We start from the raw sequence: 24,089 nt of genomic DNA, 5'->3' as shown, positions 1-24,089 counted from the left end.
CGAGCGGCCAAAGGGATCAGACTGTAAATCTGACGGCTCAGCCTTCGCTGGTTCGAATCCAGCTCCCTCCACCACTTCTTATCTTCAGTATCCTTTTCTATACCTTTTTCATTACTATTTAAAACTTCATTTTTAGACTAATTATCAAATACCCACTGTAATGTTGCCCCGTGGTTTTTAAGCCATGCTGATGCAGATTTATAATCGGGATAAAAATTAGCTACGCGCTTCCAAAAAGCGCTGCTGTGGTTCAAATACTTTAAATGAGCCAATTCGTGCACAATAACATAATCAATTATATGATGAGGCGCCCCAACAAGGTTAAGGCTAAAGGTTAGCTCTCGCCGAGAATTACAACTCCCCCACTTACGTTTATAACTTCCAATCGTCAATTTAGTCGGTAATGCTTCTGACATCTGTTGGCAATAATAAGCTAAACGCATTTCAATGTAGTTTGTTAGCGTTTCTTCAAGGGCAAGGCAAAGTAACTGCTTGCGTTTTTCAGGCTGTTTTTTTACTCGATTAGAAGTGTAAATAGTAAACTCGCTATCGGATGGCTGAACATACGAGCGTGTCCCTTTTGCAAAAGTAATGGTATATGGCTTAGCAAAAACCATTATTTGCTGGTTTTTAAACGGGTGTTGTTGAGTATCAATGGCGTTAAGTTGTTTATGTAATTGCGCAGTTACCCACTCTTTTTTACTAAACAGCCATTGTTCTATTTGTAGTTTTGGCACGTGTGTAGGCGCATAAACAGTAACTAATTTTTGGCTAACTTTTATTGCCACTGTTTTACGCCTTGCACTGCGTTTTAGCTGATACTCAAACAAGGTGTATGCTCTAAATATAAATAAAAGCGTATTATAAAGCCTTATTTAATCAATGCAGTTATTTAGCGATAAATAAATGGGCTCAGTGTTTATTATTATTTTTATTTACGCAAAATCACGTCTTATTAATAAAGTACGCTACGCATGTTAATACTTTAATGCTAAAAAGTAACCTCACTGATTTATAATATAAATTATTAGATTAACAGTTTATTTATAAAATAAATCTATTAAACTAGTTCAATAAAGATACTAATTTGAGCCACTATGCTGTCTGCATTTTTTATAACCGACCACGATCCGAGCCTCATTATTAACGGTGCATATAACCCTATACTGGTTAGTTTATCGGTCATTACCGCTATTTTTGCTGCCTTTTTTACGCTCTGGTTAGTTGATGTAGCAAAGCAAACGCAATTCGAAAACTATAAACGCTTAGCCAATGTAACCGGTGCCACGGTTTTATCGGCCGGAATTTGGAGCATGCATTTTATAGGTATGTTGGCCTTTTCGTTATGCACAGAAATACACTACGACCCAATCATTACCGTTTTGTCTTTTTTACCGGCGTTTATTTCATGTCAGTACGCTTTTTCGATTTTAGTAAAATCGCAAGGGTCATATAAAAACCTTATTATTTGCTCTATTTTACTAGGCTCAGGCATTGGTACAATGCACTACAGCGGTATGGCAGCAATGGAGCTGGCCCCGTTACTACGTTACGATGCAATCATATTTGCTTTATCAATTGTGGTCGCTGTTGGTTTATCGTTTATAGCACTTTTTACGCGTTATCATTTAACGCGTTTGCTACCTAATTTATCACAACTGCAAGCGCGCGCCATTACCGCTGTTATTTTAGGCTCAGCGGTGGCAGGCATGCACTATATGGGTATGGCCGCTACCCGCTTTGTTGCAACCACACCGCTTTTACCCGATTATCAAGAGTCAACCACTGAACTTGCTTTTGTGGCTATTGCCGTAGCTACCGCGACTGTTGCTATAACCTGTGTTATTGCAGTTATAAATGGCATGGTTAGATACCGCTTACTGCTTGAGGAAAAATCGGCGGATGAATCTCGACTAAATGCTATTTTAGGCACTGCTATTGATGGCATTGTGACTATAGATCACACCGGCATTATTTTGAGCTTTAACGAAGCGGCCAGCAAAATTTTTGGTTGGCGAGAAAACGAAGTTCAAGGTCATAATGTAAAAATGCTGATGGCCGATGAAATCGCTCGCCACCATGATGGCTATTTGTCTCACGCCAAAAATGTAGATCTAGGAAAAGTAATTGGTATAAATAGGGATGTGTCTGCCAAACACAAAGATGGCCACCTTTTTCCTATTCGCTTAGGTATAGGGGAAGTTAATCAGCCCGGCCATATGCCGTTATATGTTGGCTTTATCACCGATTTAACCGAACAACGCGCTATGCAGCAAAGCCTTATTGAAAAAGAGCAAAAGTACCGCTCTTTAATGGATAATATGCCTGGCGCTGCTTTTCGCTGTAAGTACGACGAAAACTGGAGCATGTTATTTATCAGCCCAACAGTGGCTGAACTAACAGGGTACACGCCAGAAGAGTTCACAGAAAGCTGCATAGAACTTAACGATCTTATTTTGAAAACAGATCAGCCAACGGTAAACGAAGCCGTAGCGCAAGCCATGACCTCAAGTTTAAAGTACTCGGTAGAGTATCGTATTCGCCACCGTAACGGCAAAGTTGCCTGGGTATTAGATAAAGGCAGTATTACCTGTGATAAAGATAATAACCCGCAGTGGATAGATGGGGTATTGGTTGATATTACAGAACAAAAAGAATACGAAGACAAACTTGAACAGGCAAAATTGCAAGCTGAAGAAGCAGCGCACGCTAAGCAATCTTTTATGGCTAATATGAGCCATGAGATCCGTACGCCGATGAATTCTATTATCGGTTTTAGCGACCTACTGATGGACACTCCGCTAAACCAAGAACAGCAAAAACACTTGGTTACAGTTAATAATGCGGCGCGTTCATTATTAAGGTTACTTAATGAAGTGCTTGATACCGCAAAACTTGAGCGCGGAAAGCTAACTATTGAACCCGTTCACTTTAGTTTAAAACAAGTACTCGATAGCATTATTTCGACATTTTGGCTTGAAGCAAAAAAGAAAGACTTGCGTTTAAAATTGAATATTAAAGACTCTGTTGCCACAACTTACTATGGCGACCCAGATAGGTTAAGGCAAATTTTAACTAACCTCATCGGTAACGCCATTAAATTTACCGAGCAAGGTTCGGTTGAGCTCACTGTAAGTACTACGCAAACTGATCAGCTCTTTTTTGAAGTGCAAGATACCGGCATAGGTATTGCCAAAGACCGTGTTAAAGCTATATTTCAGCCGTTTGTTCAGGCCGATGGCACCACTACTCGTCGCTTTGGCGGTACAGGCCTGGGAACAACCATTAGTAAACAATTAGTAGAGCTGATGGGCGGCACTATAAACCTAGTCAGTGAAGAAAACAAAGGTAGCTGCTTTTACTTCTCTTTACCGCTTAAACAAGGCGATGCAGAAAAAATAGACCATTTCGATGGCCTGCACACTCAATTACCATCGCTCAGGGTACTTGTGGTGGATGATATTGAGCAAAACACCGAGCTGCTTTCGTTATTACTTTCTAAAGATCAACATTTGGTAAGCAAAGCAAGCAACGGTTTAGAGGCTATTGCAATATTCGAGAAGCAAGATTTTGATGTCATCTTAATGGATATTCATATGCCTGAGTGTGATGGCATAGAAGCAACCACAAAAATTAGAGCCATAGAAAAGCAAAGGCAGCTTAAATTTACCCCCATTATTGCGTTAACGGCAAGCGTTCTACAGCAAGATAAACTCACAGCTAAACGTGCCGGCATGAACGGCTTTGCTAATAAGCCGATAGATATAAATCAGCTTAACCAAGAAATTGCCCAGGTGCTTGGCTTAGGTATTGCTAAAGATATGGTTATTAGCCAATCAGACCCTGAGGCTAAACACATCGACTTTGAAAAAGGTGTGATGCTTTGGGGCAATAAATGCAAGCAGTTAACCGAAATTGCCAAATTTATCAATGACAGCAATAAACGATTTGATATTTTATTTAACAGTAAGTTATCTGAGATTAAAAACGCCAATAGCCTGATACATACCCTTAAAGGGGTCGCTGGTAATTTAGGCCTAACAACATTAATGACTTTATTAGCCAAGTTAGAGCGCGAGCAAACTTCTGAGCAATCTACAGCGTTAGTAACACAAATAAAAGGCGAGTTAGAGACAATAACGCAATTAATATCAGGCGATGAGTGCGCACAAATCACGCCTGCTGAGAGTGAAAATACTGAGCAAAAAAGCACGCTAAACGCGGCTGAATTAAAGTCACTGTGTGAAACGCTGCACCATGAAGCGCAAAGCGCCGAGCTCAACGATGATTTACTTGCGCAGCTTGAAAATAACGCCCCTGCACACTTACAAACTCAAATAAATGAGGTTGTAAACGCATTTGATGAATTTGACTTTGATCAGGCGCAACACGTGCTAGACGGTCTAATTAAAGAGTTTACCCAAGAATGAGAATATTGAATGGATTTTAGCAACGACAAACCACGTATATTAATCGTTGACGATGAACCTGCTAACTTAAAAGTCATGCGAGAAGTATTAGGTAATCAATACCGTATGTCTTTTGCTAAATCAGGCGCTGCAGCACTTGCGCTACTAGAAAAAGAACAGCCTAAACTTATATTACTCGATATCATGATGCCCGATATGAATGGCTTTGAGGTGTGCGAAATACTTAAAAGCACACCTGCGCTTTCGCATATTCCAATTATTTTTGTAACGGCTTTGGGCGATGAAAGCGATGAGTTTAAAGGCTTTGAACTTGGCGCTGTTGATTACATTACTAAACCTATTAGCCCCGCGATTATACGCGCACGTGTTAAAACGCATTTATCGCTTGTACAAGCCGAGCAATTAAAGCAAGCCCATGTTGATTTAGTACATCGGTTAGGCCGCGCTGCAGAGTATAAAGACACAGACACTGGCGAACACATTGCTAGGATGAGCCAATACAGTAAATTATTAGCATTAGAATTTGGCATGGGTGAGCAACAAGCAGAGCTACTTCGCCAAGCAGCCCCTATGCACGATGTAGGTAAAATAGGTATTCCGGATGCTATTTTATTAAAGCCTGGGCGATTAACCCCTGACGAATTTGACCACATGAAACAGCATGCGACTATTGGTGCACAAATTTTAGCAAATTCCTCATCACCGCTATTACAACTTGCCCATAAACTGGCTATAGAGCACCACGAAAAGTGGGATGGCAGTGGCTACCCTAATGGTTTAAAAGGCGAACAAATATCGGTTGAAGGGCGTATTGTGGCTATTGCAGATGTATTTGATGCCCTTACCTCTAAACGCCCGTATAAAGAGGCTTGGGGTGTAGAAGAAGCGCTTGAGCATATGCAAGCACAAGCGGGTAAACACTTTGACCCCCACCTCATCAATTTATTTGTAAATAAGCTCGATGCTATAATCGCAATTAAAAGCGCTTACCAAGAGCAACACTAAGTATTGCGAGTGCGCGAGCCTTGTTTTACATCACCATATACCGCTTTTATGTGCGGGTAGTCATGAGAGGTTATTTCGTGGCTATTCCCACTGTTATCTTTAAAATAAAGCGAAAACGTTACACCGTGATCGGCCAGTACAGTTTTTATGTTTAAGCCATTTAAATAATCAACCCAACCAATAAACTGTGCACCGGTGGCTGAAAACGCAATACCTTTGCTTCGCACCTGTCCTTCAAATAACGCTAAACGCGTTGTTTTTTCGCTATCTTCAAGTGTGAGTGGCCCTTTGCCATTTTCATCCCAAAAGGCAAGCTCTTCAACTACGCTAAAGCCTAGTACCTGCTTGTACCACTTTAGCGCTTCTGGGATGTTTTCAACATTAAGGTGGCAATGATCAATGCCCGATAATAAAGGAGCACTCATATTATTGACCAATTTCTGATTTTAGCTGCTCTAAAAACGCATACATATACTCTGTGCGTCGCTCTGCTTCAGCTTTAGCTGAGGGTGTATTCATACTCTTAGCAATATGGAGCAATTTAATAAAAAAATGATCAAGGGTATAGGTTTTATCATCTGCTTCGCGGTTAACACAAAATGGGTCATCAGGGTTATACAGTAAGCGGCTAATAGAGCCCCCTACTTTCATACAACGGCTAACGCCTATTGCACCGAGTGCATCCATTCTATCGGCATCTTGCACGATTTGCGCTTCTACAGTTTTAACCGCTATATTGGCGCTAAAGCTATGGGCAGCGATAGCATGATGAATATCATCAAACAAACATGCGTCGTAGTTAATTGATTTTAAAAACGCAATGGCTTTATCTGCCGCCATAGTAGATGCTTTTGCTCTATCGGGGTGGTTTTTTGCCACCGCAACACAATCGTGCATCCACGCCGCTGGCAAAACAATATTCATATTGGCTTGCTCGGCGTGACATAATTGAATGGCAACACGCACTACGCGTTCAATATGTGTTATGTCGTGTGCTACATCGGCATGTATTAACGAAGTAATAAATGAGCGACATTGAGAATCAAGCTGTTGTAACTCAGGGCTTAAAGCAGTGTTGGCCACAGTGATGTTCCAAAAAACTAATTTATATGAGAATTATCCGTACTTTAACGCGCTTTACACCTCCCTTGCAAAACATTCATTGTATGTTGCCCTATGCTTGACTAAAATACAGCGCTTATTTATTACAACTGAGAAGCCTTATGTCATCTGCCGTTTACCTACAAGCTGGTCGCGAAAAATCATTAAAAAGAAAACACCCTTGGTTATTTTCAAAAGCCATCAAAAAAATTAAAGGTAAACCAGGCCTAGGCGATACGGTCACCATTCACGACAGCGAAGGTAAGTTTTTAGCCACCGCTGCTTATAGCCCTCACTCACAAATAAGAGCGCGTGTGTGGAGCTTTGATGAAAAAGAAGTAATAGACCAACACTTTTTTGAGCGTCGTTTACGCCGTGCTTTACATGCCCGCGAGCATGCAATAGCCGAAGGCGGTTTAACTGGCTTTAGGTTGTGTGCTGCTGAGTCTGACTATTTGCCAGGTGTAACCATTGATAAGTTTGATAACACCTTAGTTTGCCAATTACTAAGTGCTGGCGCTGAGCGCCATAAAGGTGAAATTGTAGGCGCGTTAATGGCTATTTTTCCTGGCGCAAATATTTATGAGCGCTCAGATGTAGACGTGCGCACCAAAGAAGGCTTAGAACCTATTAAAGGTGTACTGTGGGGCAACGAACCTTCAGAGCCGGTGGTTATTGAAGAAAATGGCTTAAAGCTTGAAGTAGACATTTTAGAAGGTCATAAAACAGGCTTTTACCTGGATCAACGTGATAGCCGCGCAGCACTTGAGCGCTTTTCAAAAGATAAAACCGTATTAAATTGCTTTAGCTACACAGGTACTTTCTCACTTTACGCACTGCGTGGTGGCTGTAAACACGTCACTAATGTTGATGTATCACAACCAGCACTGGATACCGCTAAGCGTAACGTAGAGCACAATAACTTAGATTTAAATAAAGTCGATTTTGTAAAACAAGATGTGTTTAAGCTATTACGCCAATACCGTGAGGAAGGCAAACAGTTTGACACTATTGTGATGGACCCACCAAAATTTGCAGACAACAAAGCGCAGTTAACCGGTGCATGTCGTGGTTATAAAGATATAAACATGATTGCTATGCAAATATTAAAACCAGGCGGTACATTACTTACCTTCTCGTGCTCTGGATTAATGGAGCAAAACTTGTTTCAAAAAGTGGTAGCAGACGCTGCGCTAGATGCAGGTAAAGAGCTATTGATTATGGAGCGTTTAAATCAAGCGGCCGATCACCCTATTGCTGGCAGTTACCCTGAAGGCTTTTACTTAAAAGGCTTGATTTGTAAGGTTTACTAAAAATTATTGTTATTACCTACAAGGACGTAGGTAATAAAATCGAACGTTATTTAACACCCGCAATAGCAAAAGCCAGCCGCTAGGTGTTTATTCAATTTAATTAAACTGAACTATTTCTAATCCTGCGGTAATGGTGCCATCGTCTTCTTTGCTAGCACGTATAACTTTAGCCGTTGCATTTAAAGAGGCAATACTTGGGTGAGTCGATTCTATATTAACCTTTAGCAAAGTATCGAGCTCAAGCAAGTCATCTAAATGTAGTGATAACCCAGTGGCACTTAAATCAACACATTCTGCGTTATAATTTAGCCCAGCAACTGGCTCTATTGTTGTTAATTGCGCAGGAGTATTAACCTGCATACGTCTAAAATTGCGCTTATCTTCAGTAAACATGCATCACCTTTAAACAACCGTGTTTATTTGCTCAAATAAAGTACCCATCGAAAACGGTTTTACTACATAGGCATCACACCCTGCATCAAAGCCAGCTTGCTTTTCCGAGGGCGACTCTAAGCCCGAAACCATAACAACAGGTATATTTTTAGTCTCAGGCGTGTGCTTAAGCATCCGACATGTATCATACCCATCGAGGCCAGGCATACATACATCAAGCAAAATAATATCCGGCGGGTTAGCAATGGCAGACGCCAAACAGCTTTTCCCCGAGTCAGCATAACTAACATCAAATTTTGAAGTCAGGGCAGATTTAAGCATTTCATAATTAAAATACTCGTCATCTACAACTAACAATCGCTTAATCTTATGTTCAACCGATGAGGACATAGGTATGTCGCTTCCTTCTCAACCAAAAATAAATCCTTCTATTAAGGTACTAAGCTTAATAGAAAATGCAAGTTTTATTCTATCTCTTTTATCGCATTCATAACGCGTTTTGCAGAAATAGGATATGGGGTACCTAAGGTTTGCGCAAACAGTGACACCCTAAGTTCCTGCTGCATCCAAAAAATAGCGTTTACCTGTTGCGGAATAGGCAAGCCTTTTGGAATTTTATTTACGAGCTTTTTGTACTCTTGCGCTACTTTTTCAAGTTCTAAAACACACAGTCTATCGCGGTTAGGATCAACAGGCAGTTTTTCTAAACGTTTTTGAATCGCTTTTAAATAACGAATTAGGTCGGGCATTTTATTCGCACCGTGAGCACTGACAAATCCTTTGAAGATAAGTGACTCAAGCTGCGATTTTATATCGCCATGGGCAGTTATCATAGTTAAATCGACACGCCCTTTCATTTTTTTATGCAACGCGTGAGCAATGCTTAAAACTTGTTCAACCTGGGTGGCGATTTCTACCACAGCATCGCCTAGTTCGCCCCTAATTTGCTCTTTAACTTTATCAAAAGCGTTTTCATCGCGTATATCGCCATGCTTTATTAATAAGCTGTCTACGCCGGCGGCAATACAATCATCAATTAAATCTGCAATTTTCCCAAACGGATTAAAGTACAAGCCCAGTTTAGCTTTATTAGGCAAGTTTTGCTGAAGGTACTTTATTGGCGACGGCACATTTAATAAAACTAAACGCCGTAAACCTTGCTGATGCGCTTGCTGGGCTTTTTCTTCACTATCAAAGAGCTCAATTGCCGCTGTGGATTTTTTATCTACCAGCGCTGGGTAAGCTTTTATTTCGTATTGGCCTTGCTTTTTAACGTACGAGGCAGGCAAAGCGCCAAAGTCCCATTGTGTTAAATCGGCTTTTTCAATGCCTTTATCGGCCACCTTCGAAAGCGTATCGGTTACTTTGCCTTGCAGCTGTGCTTTTAGTTTTGCTAAATCTAGCCCGCGTGCAAGCAATTTATCGTGCTCATCACGCACCTCAAACTGCAACCTTAAATGAGGCGCCAGTGCGTTTAAATCCCACGCTTCTATATCTACTTTTACGCCTGTCATTCTTAGTAAGCGTGTAGTAAGTGCATCAAGTAAGCTGCCTTGCATAGGCTCAATGGCTGCCAGTACAGCATCAGCGTAATTGGGAGCAGGTACAAAGTTACGACGTAACGACTTAGGTAACGATTTAATTAAACCACTTATTAGCTCATGCCTAAAAGCAGGTATGTGCCAATCAAACCCGGTTTCTTGCACTTGGTTTAAAAGTGCTACCGGTATTTGTACAGCCACCCCATCAACAGCTTGTCCTGGATCAAAATGATAGCTCAGCGGCAAAATAATATTATCTTGCTGCCATGTATCAGGGTAATCAAACTCAGTAATATTACTTGCACCGTGTTGCATAAGCTCTTCACGGGTCATGTATAGGTAGCGTTTATCTTTTTGCTTTTGGGTTTTATACCACTTTATAAAGGCTGCACGGTTGTTGATTTCTTTAGGTATTTTTTTATCGTAAAATTCAAATAACGTTTGCTCATCAACCAAAATATCGCGACGTCGCGATTTATGCTCAAGTACCTGAATATCTTCTATTAGCTCGCGGTTGTACGCTAAAAATTGCTCATTTAAGCCAAGCTCTTGCTCTACAAGGGCGGTGCGTACAAACAGCTCACGGCTAACTTTAGGGTCTATATTGCTATACACACAGCGGCGTTTATTAACCACCAATAAGCCGTACAAGGTTTGTTGCTCAAACGCGATAACAGCGCCTGGTTTTTTCTCCCAATGCGGCTCAGAATAGCTTCGTTTTACTAAATGCTGTGCAAGGGGCTCTACCCAATTAATATCTATTTTGGCATTAATACGTGCGTATAGTTTACTGGTCTCTACCAGCTCTGCCGACATAATCCATTTGGGGCTCTTTTTAAATAATCCAGAACCCGGAAAAATATGAAACTGGCTATTGCGAGCGCCTTTATATATTTGCTTTTCGTCTTTAAAGCCTATGTGACTTAACATGCCGCTCAGTAACGCTTTGTGTATTAGCTCAGAGTCAGCCACTTGCGTGGTGGCTTTAATTTTCATTTCGTTGCACACAGTGCTTATTTGATAAACAATGTCTTGCCACTCACGAATACGCATATAAGCTAAAAAGTCTTTTTGGCACAACTTTCTAAACTGGCTATTTGTCAGCTCACTTTGCTGCTCTTCTAGGTAATTCCAAAGATTTAAAAAAGCAATAAAATCCGAGTCAGGGTCATCAAAGCGGCTGTGCTTTTCGTTCGCTGCTGCGCGTTTTTCTTGCGGGCGCTCTCGGGGGTCTTGAATCGATAGCGCTGCCACAATAATAATAACTTCTCGCAGTGCGCCGAGCTTATTAGCCGTCAACACCATTTTAGCTAAACGCGGGTCGACCGGTAAGCGGCTAAGCTCACGCCCTGATTGCGTTAAACTCGTTTGATGGCGCTTTTTACTCGGCTTAATCGCCTGAAGTTCTTCAAGTAGGGTTAAACCATCGTTAATATTGCGGCTATTTGGCGCTTGTACAAACGGAAACTCGCTCATATCGCCAAGCCCTAATGCCAACATTTGCAAAATAACAGAGGCTAAATTAGTGCGCAGTATTTCTGGGTCTGTAAATTCTGGGCGAGATATAAAGTCATCTTGCGAATACAAGCGAATACAAATACCCGCTTCAACACGGCCACAGCGTCCCATACGTTGGTTCGCACTTGCCTGAGAAATAGGCTCAATAGGTAAACGCTGTACTTTAGTACGATAGCTGTAACGGCTAATACGCGCTGTACCTGGGTCTATTACATAACGAATACCCGGCACCGTTAATGAGGTTTCGGCCACGTTGGTTGATAAAATGATATGGCGGCGCGAATGCGGGGCAAATATACGGTTTTGCTCTGCGTTAGATAAGCGCGAATAAAGTGGTAATACGTCGGTGTGTTTTAAATTACGTTTAGAGAGCGCCTCTGCGGTATCGCGTATTTCGCGCTCGCCATTTAAAAATATGAGAATGTCCCCTGGCCCTTCAGCGCACAGCTCATCTACCGCATCAAAAATACCTTGCAGTTGGTCGCCTTCGGCTTCCATAGCGTCTTTATTTATATCGCTTATAGGGTTATAGCGCACCTCAACGGGGAATGTACGTCCCGACACTTCAATAATTGGCGCATCATCAAAGTGCTTTGAAAAACGTTCAGGATCAATGGTCGCCGAGGTAATAATAACTTTTAAGTCGGGGCGCTTTGGCAGTAAGTTTTTTAAATACCCTAAAATAAAATCGATATTTAAGCTGCGCTCATGGGCTTCATCAATAATGATGGTGTCGTACTGATTTAAAAAGCGGTCTTGTTGTATTTCGGCGAGCAAAATACCGTCGGTCATCAGTTTTACATACGTATTATTAGAAACCTGATCGCTAAAACGTATTTTAAAACCGATTTGTTGGCCAATCTCACATTTCATTTCCTCAGCAATGCGGTTAGCTACACTGCGCGCGGCTAAACGTCGTGGCTGGGTATGGCCAATAAAGCCATCAACCCCACGGCCAAGCTCTAAACACATTTTTGGTATTTGCGTGGTTTTACCTGAGCCTGTTTCACCGGCAATAATCACCACTTGATTGTTCGCAATGGTGTCTTTAATGACGTCCTTTTTTTGACTTACCGGTAATTGCTCAGGGTACGTTACAGCGGGCAGCTCAGCTAAACGTTTTTCACGTAGCTGCTGGCTGCGGGTAATATCAGCCGCTATTTTTTCAAGGGCATTGGCCTGCTTAGTCTCGTCTTGTATTTTTTTTACGCTATGTAAGCGTTTTTTAAATATAAACTGATCTTTTTTTAAGCACGTTTTAAGCTCGCCAAACAACTGACCTAGGTTTACCACCCGCACACCTTATAAATTTAATAAATGAGGGCTAATAGTATCAAAATAAACGCGCAGCGTTAATCCTACAATCCCTATAAGGCTTATATATCACGCTATTGGTTTTTAAAAATGCCCACAAAGGTTGCTTGCGTGTTCGATTTGCTCGCTCGGTACATGCCCGAGGTATTAAATGGCATACTAATATGACCTTTAGCATCCACAATAATAACCCCACCTGTACCACCTATAGGCGCAAGTACTTGGTTAATAACCTCATCCCCAGCTTGTTCAATGGTTTTATTTTGATATTTAACGCGTGCACAAATATCACTGGCAACACTGTAGCGAATAAAATACTCGCCGTGACCGGTGGCCGACACCGCACACGAATCGTTTTCAGCAAATGTACCCGCGCCAATAACAGGGGAATCGCCAATGCGGCCAAAGCGTTTTGCGGTCATGCCACCTGTAGATGTACCTGCGGCTAAATTGCCGTTTTTATCAAGTGCCACTGCGCCTACGGTGCCCATTTTATAATTTGTAGGCAGGGCTTTATGCGCAGCTTGGTAGTTTTTGCTGGTTGCTTTTTCTTTTTCTAATTTTTGCTTTGCTTTTATAAGTGCTTCATAACGGTGCTTAGTATCAAATATATTATTTTCTATCAGCGCAACGCCCTGCTCTTTTGCAAATTCTTCAGCGCCTTGACCACTAAGCATTACGTGTACTGAGTTATCCATTACTAAGCGGGCTAATTGAATTGGGCTTTCTATGTGCTTTACGCCAGCGACCGCACCCGCTTGACGGTTTCGCCCATCCATTATTGAGGCATCAAGTTCATGGCTGCCATCATAGGTGTACACTGCACCGCGCCCAGCATTAAAGTAAGGCGACTGCTCTAATACTTCAATAGCAGTGCTGATTGCATCTAAACTTTCGCCGCCCTTTTCAAGTACGCTGTAACCCGCTTCAACAGCTTCGGCTAGTTTTGCTCGGTAGGCTTTTTCTTGCTCTGGGGTAAATTTTGCTTTTTCAATTGTGCCTGCTCCACCATGAATCGCTATAGCAAACGGGGCTTGTTCACTTAATGCTTGCGTGCTTAGTGTTAAGCAGCCGCTGGCTAAAACTGACAATAAGAATGTTTTTTTCATAGTGCGCTCTTTTTAAAATTTAGTATTGAATTTACTTTGAATGGTTACACGTATTTTTTCAACTAATATCAACGGTATTAAGTTAGCACTTTATTTAAGCAGCCAATAAACAGCCTAATAATAATGCGAAATACGAGGGTGTTATTTCCCTTCATCCCCCCTACTTTTTAACCCAATTGGCATAGAGTAAGTTTAATGGCACAAAAAAAGCGCCATCAGGCGCTTTTTAGCTAAACGTGTATGTAATTACGCGTCTTGCTTAGCTTTTAAACGTGCTAAACGTGCTACTTGGTGAGTAGATGTTAAGAACGAATAAATAGGTGCTAAGTAACCGCGCTTACGAAGCTCTAAAAACTCTTCATCGCTAAGCGAGTTAAGTTTTTTCTCATCGATAAGGTAAATACCGTTGATGTCTTTTTTCTCGCCTTTAATGTCTACAGTTAGCGTTTGCGCTACGAGTAGCTCTTTATCAGCTAAGTATTTAGTGAATGCTTCTGTTACTTGAGAAAACTCAATGAAAGACACTAAAGACTCTTTACGACGCTTTAAGTAGTCTGTTTCTTCACCGTTTTCAAATAATGCGTTGCCTTCTTCTTCACCTACAAGCGAGCTTGCTTCGTCAATCACAATACCGTACTGATCTTGCTCAGGGTGCTTTACTAGACCTAATGGGTAACGCGTTGATGCCATAGGCGCAAAAGCTGCTGTCCATTTACCATCTTCTACAAACAGGTTTTCGCCTGGCTCTAGGCCAAACATTGCAACTGCTTGGAAAGTACCGCTTTCGTTGTTTTTAACAAAAGACATTGGGAATTCATTTGCTACGCGTGCAAACTCATGTGCAACTACTGGCACTAAATGTTGAGTTTTCATAAATTCAACGTTGATGCCGTTTTGAATTTTAGTGTTGGCATGCTTTTCGTTGTGTAAAGGCTGTACTTGTTGCTCCGCCATGTTACTGCTCCGTTTATTTTTAATATATATGTTTCATTGTTAATGCCTTTAGGCTAATGCTTTTGAACGAAAAAAGGAAGGGAAAGTTTTATGACAACCGTCATGAAAAAATAAAGTTTAACTAAATCTAGGCGTTGCTAAAAAACAGACAATAAAAACCCAGCCAATACGCTCAAAAACAGTACAAATAACGGGTAATTTTAATACAGCATCATAAAAGCCATTAACATTGGTTAACAGTTTGACGGTATTTTTTGAATGGGTTTAGCACGTTATTTAGCCAAATAAAAAGGCAGCTTAATTAAGCTGCCTTTTTAAACTGTAAATGAGCGGCTAAATTAAGGCGCCCAATACACTTCAATATTTATGCTTGGGTGGTTTAGCACAGCGCGAAGTGGCATATCGTTTACATCACCACCCGCTTTAGCTTGCTTGTAAACCGCTAGCTTTTCTTCACCACTGATCAGGAGTTTAACCACTTTAGAGTTTGCTATTGCATTTAAAGTCAGTGTCATACGCTCTGTAATGCTGCCTGTCACGTCGCTTTCTATTGCATTAATAGCGCACACAGTTTGCTGTGTTGTTAAACCATGCTCAAGGCCCTCTGCATGTGGGAACAAAGACGCTGTATGGCCATCTGGGCCCATGCCTAAAATTGTTACATCATACGGTGCTTTTAAAGCGCCATAAGCGGCTTCACATACTTGTGCGCCCTGCTCTGCCGTTGCTGCATCGTTTTTCATGGTAATAAAATTAGCGGCACTGCCGTAATTTTGTAACAAGGTGCTTTTTATAAACGCTTCGTTACTTTTTTCGTGGCTTGGCTCAACCCAGCGCTCATCAACCATGGCTACATCTATATTTTGCCAATCTAAATCAAGCGTTGATAAGTGCTTGTACGCCGGCGCCGGAGACGAACCGCCCGATACCATTAGCACAGCACGGCCATCACTTTTTATGCCATCACGTAAAGATTGCTCAAGCGTGTGTGATAGCTCAGCGGTTAACTCATCTTTTGAGTCAAAAAATTTTTCAACAAGTGTTGCCATACCTTACGCCTTATCGCCTGTGTTAAACCACACGTGGTTGTTTTCAGCTAATAATTCATCAGCATCATCCGGTCCCCAGCTACCAGCACGGTAAAGTGCAGGTTTGCCTTTGGTTTGCCAGCGCTCAATAATTGGATCTATCCATTTCCACGCTTGACGAACTTCGTCACGGTGTATAAATAACGATGGGTTATTAGCTGCAGCATCAAGCATTAAGCGTTTGTACGCATCAGAATGGAAACCGTTGCTGTATGCTTGAGAAAGCTCAATATTCATCGTTACCGGCTCTAATTGCATTTCAAGATTATCAAGGCGCTTAGACATAAGCGTTAATTGAATCGTCTCTTCAGGCTGCAAACGAATAACAAGGCGGTTTGGCTCAATATTACCCACGTTTTCTTCATAAATATTGTGCGATACTTTTTTGTACTCAACCACAATTTCTGCACAACGTTTAGCCATACGCTTACCAGTACGAAGGTAAAAAGGTACCCCCGCCCAGCGCCAGTTATCAATGTGTGCACGAATAGCCACAAAGGTTTCTGTTTTACTTGAACCTTCGTTAAGCTCTTCTAAGTAACCTGGTACAATTTTACCGTTTAAATCCCCTGGTACGTATTGACCGCGAACGATATTTTCATCTACGTCACCTTCAAGTAACGGACGAAGTGCTTCTAATACTTTAAGTTTTTCAGTACGGATGCTATTTGCGTTTAGTTTATTTGGTGATTCCATTGCCACTAAGCACAATAACTGTAATAGGTGGTTTTGCACCATGTCGCGCAGTGCACCGGCTTTATCGTAAAAACCAGCACGGCTTTCAAGGCCTACCGTTTCAGATAAACTAATTTGAATATTATCAATAGATTTAGCATCCCACATGTTTTCAAACAGTGAATTTGAAAAACGCAGTGCCATTAGGTTTTGTACTGTCTCTTTACCTAAGTAGTGGTCAATACGGAAAATTTGCTCTTCGTCAAAAAACTCTGCAATTTTACCATTGATAGCCTCTGCTGATTCGCCGCAGTAACCAATTGGCTTTTCAACAACCACACGTGAAGTGGGTGTGATTAAACCTTTCGTTGATAAAATTTCACAACATGTGCCATAAACAGCAGGCGGAAGTGATAAATAAAATACGCGAGATTTATTGTTGTCGTGCTCATCTAAAATGCCTTTAAGTACATCCCAGTTGTCGTCAGCTTCGGTTACGTTGCTTACTACAGGCACTAAGTAAGTAGAAAATGCTTTCCAATCTTTAGCGTTAAATTCGCCTTTACTTAAAAATTCTTTCAGTGCGTTGTGTGCTGTTTCTATGTAGTCAGCACGCTTACTTTCTTCACGCACTGTAGGCAGAATACGCGAGCCTTCTGGTAAGTTGCCTTCTTGATATGCTCTGTACATTGCAGGTAGCAATTTGCGTAACGCAAGATCACCACCGCCCCCAAAAATTATAATATCAAAAGGATTAAGCATAGTTACTCTCTACGTTTGTAATACCTAAAAGCGACTTCCATAAGCCGCTTGGTATGCAGGTTTAGTGCTTGAATGACAGTGGCTCTTAGTGTTAATAAAAGCCTATTGAATGTTTTACGCTATGGCGTTTTATTTATTATTTGACTGTTCGCACAATTAAATGAGTCTTAGGAGTCCTGTAAATCCTCTCACAAAAATACAGGCCCTAAGAACTCCAGCGCTACCCGTTCAAAGGTACTCGGTTTGCTTATTTACATAAGCGAATATATTACTGCGTACGGTGTTGCTTGTAGTACGCGATTAAGCCATTTGTTGAACTATCGTGGGCGTGTTTTACGCTGTCATCGGTTAGTTCGCTTTCAATTTTAGAGGCAAGGCCTTTACCAAGCTCTACACCCCATTGATCAAATGAGCAAATTTCTAAAATTATGCCTTGGCAGAAAATTTTATGTTCGTACAGCGCAATTAAGCGTCCTACTGTTTTTGCATCAACTGTATCTAGCAGTATAGATGTTGTAGGGCGATTCCCCTGATGAATTTTATGATTTAGTAACTCATCAATTTGCGCTTGTGTTTTACCTTTAGCGGCTAAATCTTCTGTGACTTGCTGTGCATCTACACCGCTCATCATTGCTTCTGTTTGCGCTAAAAAGTTAGATAATAAAATATCGTGATGCTTATCTACAGCTACCTGCGGCTTAACTGAGGCTATAAAATCAGCAGGTACAATTACATTACCTTGGTGTAAGCACTGATAAAACGCATGTTGGCCGTTAATACCGGTCATACCCCAAATAATAGGAACCGTTGTATAAGGTACGGTTTCGCCTGCAAAGTTTACGTGTTTACCGTTACTTTCCATCTCACCTTGCTGTAAATACGCAGGTAACATATGAAGCGCTTGGTCGTACGGTAAAATAGCTTGCGACGTAAAGCCTAAAAAGCTGGTATTCCATACACTAAGTAGTGCCATTATAAGCGGAATATTTTGCTCAAATGGGGCTGCTTTAAAGTGCTCATCTACTTCAAATGCGCCTTCTAAAATAGCTTCAAACGCGTCATAACCTAGGTATAACGCAATAGGTAAGCCTATCGCACTCCAAAGTGAAAAGCGACCCCCTACCCAATCCCACATAGTGAATACGTTTTCATCGCTAATACCAAAGGCTGCGGTTTTTTCTAAGTTTGTGCTAACAGCAACAAAATGCTTAGCAATGGCGCTGTCATCTTTTGCTGTTTGTAAAAACCAATCAACGGCCGTTTTGGCGTTGGTCATGGTTTCTGATGTGGTAAATGTTTTCGATGAAATAACAAACAAGGTTGTTTCTGGGTCAATTGCTTTTAACACAGAGGCAATTTGAACACCGTCAGCATTAGATACGTAATGAACATTTAAAGTGTCATCAGCAAGTGCTTTTAGCGCTTCGGTTGCCATTTGCGGACCTAGGTTTGAACCACCTACACCAATGCTTACCACATCTTTTACTGCTTTACCTGTGTAGCCTACCCATTGCCCACTGCGTACTTTTTCTACAAAGGTTTTAATTTTTGCTAATTCGTTATCAACCGCTTGCGTTACGTCTTCGCCGTCAACAACTAAAGGCGTATGGGCACGATTACGTAAAGCAGTATGAAGAACAGCACGCTCTTCTGTAATATTGATTTTTTCACCGCTAAACATCTTGTCGCGCCAAGAGGTAATGTCACACTCTTTAGCAAGCTCGATGAGTTGTGCAAAAATAGTTTTATCAATACGCTGCTTTGAATAATCAAACAACACACCCGGAATTTGAGTAGAGAATGCATCAAATCGTGTATCATCTTGTGCAAATAACGTTTTTAGATGGGTTTGTTTCATCTGCGCGGCACTATTTTGTAGTGCTTGCCAACTTGCTAATTGCGAACGATTAGACATGTAAATATCCTCTAAAATATTTAAATTAATGATTTAAAAACAGTTTTAGGTAAAAAGACTTCGCTAATTGCGCGTAGTGCTAGTAAAAAAGCAAGCGCTTAGTATAACGAAAAAAGCAATAAAAATGCTGTTTTTATAATTTATGATGCAGATAATAACGCAATTTTTTACTTTTGACACCGGTATCATAAAAATTTTATGAATTAATTACCCACAAATTTTAAGCATTTAATAGTTTAAACAACATTTATTAAATATTCATGAATTAGGGCCTGTTGACCTTTTAGGATTAAAATTTGTACAAACTAGGAACAATTTAATCCTGGCGCGAGGTTTGTTCCCTTATGGGCTCAGTAACTGCTCTTGCGTTACGCTACTGGCTTACATCCATGTAAAAAACCAAACACACTGCTGCAAATTAAACTTCGAAACATTATAGGCCCAAAGCATAAAATGCATCGTATGCACTCGCCTAGCTTTATAGGTGGTTAAAACATCCTCAAAACTAGGCCCATAATTAGCTCACCAACGCCAAGCCACCCGCTACGTTATAAATATTCGCAAAGCCTAATTGCTGTAAATTTGCCGCTGCAATTTTAGAACGATTGCCGCTTCTACACAGTAATATATAGGTGTGCTGCGGGTTTAATTGATTTTGTACTATGGCGTTAGCCATACGGCTAAGTGAAATATTAAGCGTATTAGCCAAAGGCGCGGCAAAAAGCTCCGCCACATTAATTGCGCCATGTTCATACGGCTCACGGGTATCAATTAAATACACATTTTTTTGCGTTAGTAACGCTTTAGCTTGCGTAAAGTCTAGCTGCTTAGTGTCTGTTTGCACCGCCGCCTGTACATAGCCACACAATTGGTTACTGGTTTGCCTATGTAGCTGATCGTGTTGCGCTTTTAGCTGTGCAAATTGCGCCGTACTTAGTTCTCCATCTAATAATGGGCTAAGCAAAGGCGTTTGTGCACGTACAGTACGCCAGTTAATGGCAAAGCATTGCTGATAGTCATGCCCCGAACAAATAACCGTATCGTCACTTATTTGCTCAGCAAGGGTAATAAGTGAGTGTGCCATTTGCGTTGCACTGCCCCCTTCAAGCGAGGTATTGCCAAGCCCTGCAGGTAAAATTAAATCACCGCAAAAACAATAATCAATATGCCCTGTGGTGCGCTCTTTTAATAAATAACTAACGCTGTCTTTGCTGTGCCCTGGGGTTGGCTTTATGGTTAGCGTTTTTGTACCAAGCTCAATGCTATTTTGCATCGCATGCGTTGTGCCTAGTACTTCATTTAACAAAGCCACTGCGCCTGGACGGTCTTGGTGCTGGTGGGTATCTAAAATTGCTTTTACGCTGAGCTGTTGTGTGCTCACTATTTTTTCAAAGCGCGGAATAAGCTCTATTACCGGGTCAATAATAACGGCACTGTCATCGTCACTAACATACAGCCAGCTACACGCCCCTTTATGCCTAAATTGTGTTAATCCTAGCGCGCATACTTCTTGCTTTGGCGAGGCACTGTCAGAAACAATTAAGCAATTGGCCTCTAATACCGCCTTTAACGAGCATATACGCTTACATGCTTGGCTAATTTGCTGCTCGGTTGCAGCAGGCCCAAAAGACAGCCTAATGGCGTTTTCACTTTGCCAATTTGTTGCTCCCATTGCATCAAGCACAAAACTGCGTGTTGCCCCTGTACTGCATGCCGAACCACCGCTCACTCTAATGCCTGCTGCGTCAAATAAATCAATAACCTCTTTGGAGGTAAGCGTATCGACAGCAAAATTAAGGGTGGTAGGTACAGAATGTGAAAAATCGTGATTAAAGGTTATATCACCAAAGGTACTTTGCAGCGCATTAAGCAGTTGCGCTCTGTAGCTATTTAATACTTCAACCGACTTAAACGTGTCGTCGTTTTTATCTAGCAGCAAGTTAAACAGTTTATTAAGCCCTGCTATACCTGGTAGGTTTTCAGTGCCAGAGCGCATGCCGCTTTCTTGCCCGCCCCCCGCAATAAATGGCGTATAGGCACTGCCATTTTTAATGTATAAAAAACCAATACCTTTTGGTGCATACAGTTTATGACCCGAAAACGGGGCATAATCTATGCTGGTACTACTAAGTGCTAGCGCTTGTTTACCTAAGGCTTGTACACAATCAACCATCCAAGACACTGATTTATTACGGCTGCGAATAGTATGTTCTATAGCGTTTAAGTCTTGATAAACACCGGTTTCGTTATTAACCGCCATGGTGCAAATCATTAGCGCGTTATTTATGTGCTCACTAATAAACGCTAAATCTAAAATCCCTTTACTATCAACAGGAATAGCCAGTAATTGGGCGTTAATGCCTAAAACGCTATTCCAATGTTTTAACGTATTAGGCACCGCTTTGTGCTCAGTTGCCCCGTACAATAATACAGGGTTTTTAATCGTATGATTTTTAGCATGAATGAGCGTTGAAACAATGGCTGTTTGTATGCCCTCTGTTGCGCCTGAGGTAAAAAGAATATCGCCATCGGGCGCACCAATAACATGGCGTGCATTTTGCCTTGTTTGTTCTAATAAATACTTGGCTTGTATACCGCTAATATGGGGGCTTGAAGGGTTACCAAAACAAATTTGCATGGTGTGCGACACCACGTCGGCAATACAGGGTAAAACAGGTGTTGTAGCGTTTGCATCAAGATAAACTTGGGCTGCTTGTTCATCGTGCAATAAAAACTCAGACATTAAAAACGCACCTTTATTACTAAAAAATATATCTTATACCCAATAGTACATAAGTTTGTTCTCATTGGGTAATAATCAATTAGTAACTTAGGTGCGTTTACTATGCTTTTTTAAACTAAAAGTACGTTACTCTGCCCGCTCTTTTGTTATTTCTCCATGGGTTGATGACCAGGCATTTATTAGCGCTTTTACAAGCGATGCGAGCGGAATGGCAAAAAACACGCCCCAAAATCCCCATAAGCCACCAAAAAATAGCACTGCAACAATAATAAATACGGGATTTAAATCAACGGCCTCAGAAAACAACAAGGGCACTAATACATTGCCATCGAGCGCCTGAATGATCCCGTAAATTATTAATATGGTCCAAAACTGCGTTTCGATACCAAATTGAAACAGCGCCACGGCCGCAACCGGTATGGTAACCAATGCCGCACCCACAAATGGAATTAACACCGAAAACCCAACCAGCACACCAAGTAAAGCTGCATAACGTAAATCAAGTACAGTAAAGGCAATAAACGAGGTGCCACCCACAATTAAAATTTCGAATACTTTGCCTCGAATATAATTCATTATTTGCTGGTTCATTTCGTGCCACACTTGCAAAATTAACCGTCGCTGCTGCGGAATAAGCGTAGCGGCACTGCTTGTAAGCTCAAGCTTGTCTTTAAGCATAAAAAATACAAGTAAGGGTACAAGCACCAAATAAATAAGCCATGCCACAACATCTTTTAACGAAGTAAGTGAAAACGAGACAATAACTTGGCCAAATTCGAGCGCCTTTGCCTCTACACTTGCCACAATAGCTTGGACCTGCTCAGCATTAATTAAACTGGGGTATTGCTGTGGTAAGGCCATTAAAAATGACTTACCTTGCTCTACCATGTGTGGGGTTTCTTGTACTAAATTACTGGTTTGCTTCCAAAGTACGGGGCCAATAACCAAAATAAGGGTAAGCATAACCCCGGTAAAAATAAGCATTACAATGACTGTGGCGCTAAAGCGTTTTAACCCAAAGCGCTCTAAGTGTACAACCGGCCAATCAAGTAAATAAGCAATCACCAATGCCACTAACACAGGAACAATTAACGAGCCAAAAAAGTACAGTAATGCCACAGAGGCAATGAGTAAAAAAAGTAAGGTGACTGAATGAGGATCTGAGAACTTTCTTTCGTACCATGTTTTAACGTATTCAAACATGCAATGGCTCCACTAGTAATAGTCCTAGGTGTTGATCAAATTTATATGTATATGCATTTTTGCTTAAAAAACGCGTAATATCATCTGCGCTTTCGTCGTTATTTATACTAAACGTTATTGCCTTATTAGATGACTGCGCATTACGAAGCGCTAATTTAAATTGTACAAACTGTTGTGGGCATTTAAATTTTTTTAAATCGCACTCTAACATAACTACTTTACTCGCTAAGTAAAATGAATAATAAGTCGCATATTGTCGGTCATTCTATTTATAAAATGTGAACAGCAGTAACTTTTTCTTAAAACCATTCCAGCAATGGTTTATCCTTATAACATAATTAGCAGTAAGGATAAGTTAATGCCTGGCACGCATAATAAAGCGCAACTACCTAGTAATCCAACTCTCAAAGAGATTAATTGGTATAAAAAGCAGATAAACTGGGGAGAGCTCCCGCCTTTTTATCATCTTGTTGCTTCTTCGGTCAGCGAATCTGAAGGAATATTGGAGCACGGATTTGATAACGCTGTAAAAAGCCTGATCAATAAACGCAATTGGAACTTAGACTTACTCGATGGCTATGAAGATGATTTTGGTGAAATACACACCAAGCATAAGCCGCGTATAGCGCTACACCAAGTATTTACCGACCGAGGCTTTGAGCTCTGGGCGCAACCCTATGCTAAAGATATAATTATTGATCAATACGTTAAAGATAACCGCTTTATGGAGTTTAAAGTATGGGATCCGCATTCAATGAAAAACCTGATCCGCATAAATCAGCTCCATAAGTTTATTGGCTTTTATTTTGAGCGCGGCGACAAAGCCGATAAAGCCATTATTTTACATGCACATAAGGTAGTACATAAAATTATTAAATTTTTGCAGCAGGAATTGAACGTTGTAAAGCTTGATGGAGTCACAATAAAAGAACTCTACCAATTGTGCGAAAAAGACAGCCGTGCAAGCAGCGATGAAATTGACATAGCAAAAATTGCCATTGGTGAACAAATTAACAAGGAATAAA

The 24,089-nt window shown here is 41.1% G+C and carries 18 protein-coding genes; 4 read left to right on the top strand and 14 right to left on the bottom strand.

Annotated features, from left to right (window positions below):
- Positions 1-137 precede the first annotated feature (137 nt).
- Positions 138-788 (bottom strand): SprT family zinc-dependent metalloprotease, encoded by a 651-nt coding sequence (locus tag MSC25_RS17455; RefSeq protein WP_248444061.1) that lies wholly within the window; start codon positions 786-788, stop codon positions 138-140.
- A 309-nt stretch (positions 789-1,097) separates the two neighbouring features.
- On the opposite strand from MSC25_RS17455, the gene MSC25_RS17450 reads away from it, so the two are divergent.
- Both MSC25_RS17450 and MSC25_RS17445 read left to right on the top strand, forming a co-directional pair.
- Entirely contained in the window at positions 1,098-4,430 is a 3,333-nt protein-coding gene (locus MSC25_RS17450) for an MHYT domain-containing protein (protein ID WP_248444060.1), read from the top strand.
- Positions 4,431-4,439: 9 nt separating this feature from the next.
- Positions 4,440-5,435, top strand: a complete 996-nt coding sequence (locus MSC25_RS17445; protein ID WP_248444059.1) for a two-component system response regulator — start codon at positions 4,440-4,442, stop codon at positions 5,433-5,435.
- Here the strand turns inward: MSC25_RS17445 and MSC25_RS17440 are convergent.
- Both MSC25_RS17440 and MSC25_RS17435 read right to left on the bottom strand, forming a co-directional pair.
- Positions 5,432-5,860, bottom strand: a complete 429-nt coding sequence (locus MSC25_RS17440; RefSeq protein ID WP_248444058.1) for a VOC family protein — start codon at positions 5,858-5,860, stop codon at positions 5,432-5,434. The two genes, MSC25_RS17445 and MSC25_RS17440, sit on opposite strands and share 4 nt — an antisense overlap.
- 1 nt (position 5,861) lies before the next feature.
- Positions 5,862-6,518, bottom strand: coding sequence for an HD domain-containing protein (locus MSC25_RS17435; RefSeq protein ID WP_004589186.1), 657 nt, complete (start codon positions 6,516-6,518; stop codon positions 5,862-5,864).
- 140 nt (positions 6,519-6,658) lie between these two features.
- Between MSC25_RS17435 and MSC25_RS17430 the strand changes: the two genes are divergently transcribed.
- Positions 6,659-7,849, top strand: a complete 1,191-nt coding sequence (locus tag MSC25_RS17430) for a class I SAM-dependent methyltransferase (protein ID WP_054983075.1) — start codon at positions 6,659-6,661, stop codon at positions 7,847-7,849.
- A 96-nt stretch (positions 7,850-7,945) separates the two neighbouring features.
- Here MSC25_RS17430 and MSC25_RS17425 read toward each other — a convergent pair whose 3' ends face one another.
- From MSC25_RS17425 to MSC25_RS17375, 11 genes are all read right to left on the bottom strand, one after another.
- Positions 7,946-8,242, bottom strand: a complete 297-nt coding sequence (locus MSC25_RS17425) for a PilZ domain-containing protein (RefSeq protein WP_248444057.1) — start codon at positions 8,240-8,242, stop codon at positions 7,946-7,948.
- 9 nt (positions 8,243-8,251) lie between these two features.
- On the bottom strand, positions 8,252-8,632 hold the full coding sequence (locus MSC25_RS17420; protein ID WP_024034218.1) for a response regulator: 381 nt from the start codon (positions 8,630-8,632) through the stop codon (positions 8,252-8,254).
- A gap of 74 nt (positions 8,633-8,706) precedes the next feature.
- A complete protein-coding gene (gene hrpA / locus MSC25_RS17415) occupies positions 8,707-12,594 on the bottom strand; it encodes an ATP-dependent RNA helicase HrpA (RefSeq protein ID WP_248444055.1) in 3,888 nt (1,295 codons plus the stop codon).
- Between the two features lie 95 nt (positions 12,595-12,689).
- Complete coding sequence (locus tag MSC25_RS17410) at positions 12,690-13,724, bottom strand: isoaspartyl peptidase/L-asparaginase (protein WP_248444054.1); 1,035 nt, start codon at positions 13,722-13,724, stop codon at positions 12,690-12,692.
- Between the two features lie 246 nt (positions 13,725-13,970).
- Positions 13,971-14,678 carry a SapC family protein gene (locus MSC25_RS17405; RefSeq protein WP_004589180.1) on the bottom strand — a complete coding sequence of 236 codons (708 nt, stop codon included), beginning with the start codon at positions 14,676-14,678 and terminating at the stop codon, positions 13,971-13,973.
- Positions 14,679-15,016: 338 nt separating this feature from the next.
- Positions 15,017-15,727: a 6-phosphogluconolactonase gene (gene pgl, locus MSC25_RS17400; protein WP_248444053.1), complete on the bottom strand. Its 711-nt coding sequence runs from the start codon at positions 15,725-15,727 to the stop codon at positions 15,017-15,019.
- A 3-nt stretch (positions 15,728-15,730) separates the two neighbouring features.
- Entirely contained in the window at positions 15,731-17,203 is a 1,473-nt protein-coding gene (gene zwf, locus MSC25_RS17395) for a glucose-6-phosphate dehydrogenase (RefSeq protein WP_248444051.1), read from the bottom strand.
- A gap of 268 nt (positions 17,204-17,471) precedes the next feature.
- Positions 17,472-19,118 (bottom strand): glucose-6-phosphate isomerase, encoded by a 1,647-nt coding sequence (gene pgi, locus MSC25_RS17390; RefSeq protein WP_248444049.1) that lies wholly within the window; start codon positions 19,116-19,118, stop codon positions 17,472-17,474.
- Between the two features lie 517 nt (positions 19,119-19,635).
- Positions 19,636-21,861: an aminotransferase class V-fold PLP-dependent enzyme gene (locus tag MSC25_RS17385; protein ID WP_248444048.1), complete on the bottom strand. Its 2,226-nt coding sequence runs from the start codon at positions 21,859-21,861 to the stop codon at positions 19,636-19,638.
- Between the two features lie 126 nt (positions 21,862-21,987).
- A complete protein-coding gene (locus MSC25_RS17380) occupies positions 21,988-23,064 on the bottom strand; it encodes an AI-2E family transporter (protein WP_096041482.1) in 1,077 nt (358 codons plus the stop codon).
- On the bottom strand, positions 23,057-23,275 hold the full coding sequence (locus MSC25_RS17375) for a hypothetical protein (protein WP_004589174.1): 219 nt from the start codon (positions 23,273-23,275) through the stop codon (positions 23,057-23,059). The genes MSC25_RS17380 and MSC25_RS17375 overlap by 8 nt, the downstream gene beginning before the upstream one ends.
- Positions 23,276-23,422: 147 nt before the next feature.
- Between MSC25_RS17375 and MSC25_RS17370 the strand changes: the two genes are divergently transcribed.
- Positions 23,423-24,088 carry a hypothetical protein gene (locus tag MSC25_RS17370; RefSeq protein ID WP_004589173.1) on the top strand — a complete coding sequence of 222 codons (666 nt, stop codon included), beginning with the start codon at positions 23,423-23,425 and terminating at the stop codon, positions 24,086-24,088.
- The last annotated feature ends 1 nt before the right edge of the window (position 24,089 follow it).

This window comes from Pseudoalteromonas sp. 1CM17D (assembly GCF_023161805.1).
Taxonomy (GTDB): Bacteria; Pseudomonadota; Gammaproteobacteria; order Enterobacterales; family Alteromonadaceae; genus Pseudoalteromonas; species Pseudoalteromonas atlantica.
Note: the sequence above shows the minus strand (reverse complement) of the source record. Positions and strands in the feature narration are given on the sequence as shown.

Excerpts from the sequence above, each read along its gene's own strand:
- MSC25_RS17430 (WP_054983075.1), top strand. The coding sequence starts at position 6,659 with ATGTCATCTGCCGTTTACCTACAAGCTGGTCGCGAAAAATCATTAAAA.
- MSC25_RS17420 (WP_024034218.1), bottom strand. The coding sequence starts at position 8,632 with ATGTCCTCATCGGTTGAACATAAGATTAAGCGATTGTTAGTTGTAGAT.
- MSC25_RS17405 (WP_004589180.1), bottom strand. The coding sequence starts at position 14,678 with ATGGCGGAGCAACAAGTACAGCCTTTACACAACGAAAAGCATGCCAAC.
- pgl (WP_248444053.1), bottom strand. The coding sequence starts at position 15,727 with ATGGCAACACTTGTTGAAAAATTTTTTGACTCAAAAGATGAGTTAACC.
- MSC25_RS17410 (WP_248444054.1), bottom strand. The coding sequence starts at position 13,724 with ATGAAAAAAACATTCTTATTGTCAGTTTTAGCCAGCGGCTGCTTAACA.
- MSC25_RS17440 (WP_248444058.1), bottom strand. The coding sequence starts at position 5,860 with ATGAGTGCTCCTTTATTATCGGGCATTGATCATTGCCACCTTAATGTT.
- zwf (WP_248444051.1), bottom strand. The coding sequence starts at position 17,203 with ATGCTTAATCCTTTTGATATTATAATTTTTGGGGGCGGTGGTGATCTT.
- MSC25_RS17370 (WP_004589173.1), top strand. The coding sequence starts at position 23,423 with ATGCCTGGCACGCATAATAAAGCGCAACTACCTAGTAATCCAACTCTC.
- pgi (WP_248444049.1), bottom strand. The coding sequence starts at position 19,118 with ATGTCTAATCGTTCGCAATTAGCAAGTTGGCAAGCACTACAAAATAGT.
- MSC25_RS17425 (WP_248444057.1), bottom strand. The coding sequence starts at position 8,242 with ATGTTTACTGAAGATAAGCGCAATTTTAGACGTATGCAGGTTAATACT.
- MSC25_RS17375 (WP_004589174.1), bottom strand. The coding sequence starts at position 23,275 with ATGTTAGAGTGCGATTTAAAAAAATTTAAATGCCCACAACAGTTTGTA.
- MSC25_RS17380 (WP_096041482.1), bottom strand. The coding sequence starts at position 23,064 with ATGTTTGAATACGTTAAAACATGGTACGAAAGAAAGTTCTCAGATCCT.
- MSC25_RS17385 (WP_248444048.1), bottom strand. The coding sequence starts at position 21,861 with ATGTCTGAGTTTTTATTGCACGATGAACAAGCAGCCCAAGTTTATCTT.
- MSC25_RS17445 (WP_248444059.1), top strand. The coding sequence starts at position 4,440 with ATGGATTTTAGCAACGACAAACCACGTATATTAATCGTTGACGATGAA.
- MSC25_RS17450 (WP_248444060.1), top strand. The coding sequence starts at position 1,098 with ATGCTGTCTGCATTTTTTATAACCGACCACGATCCGAGCCTCATTATT.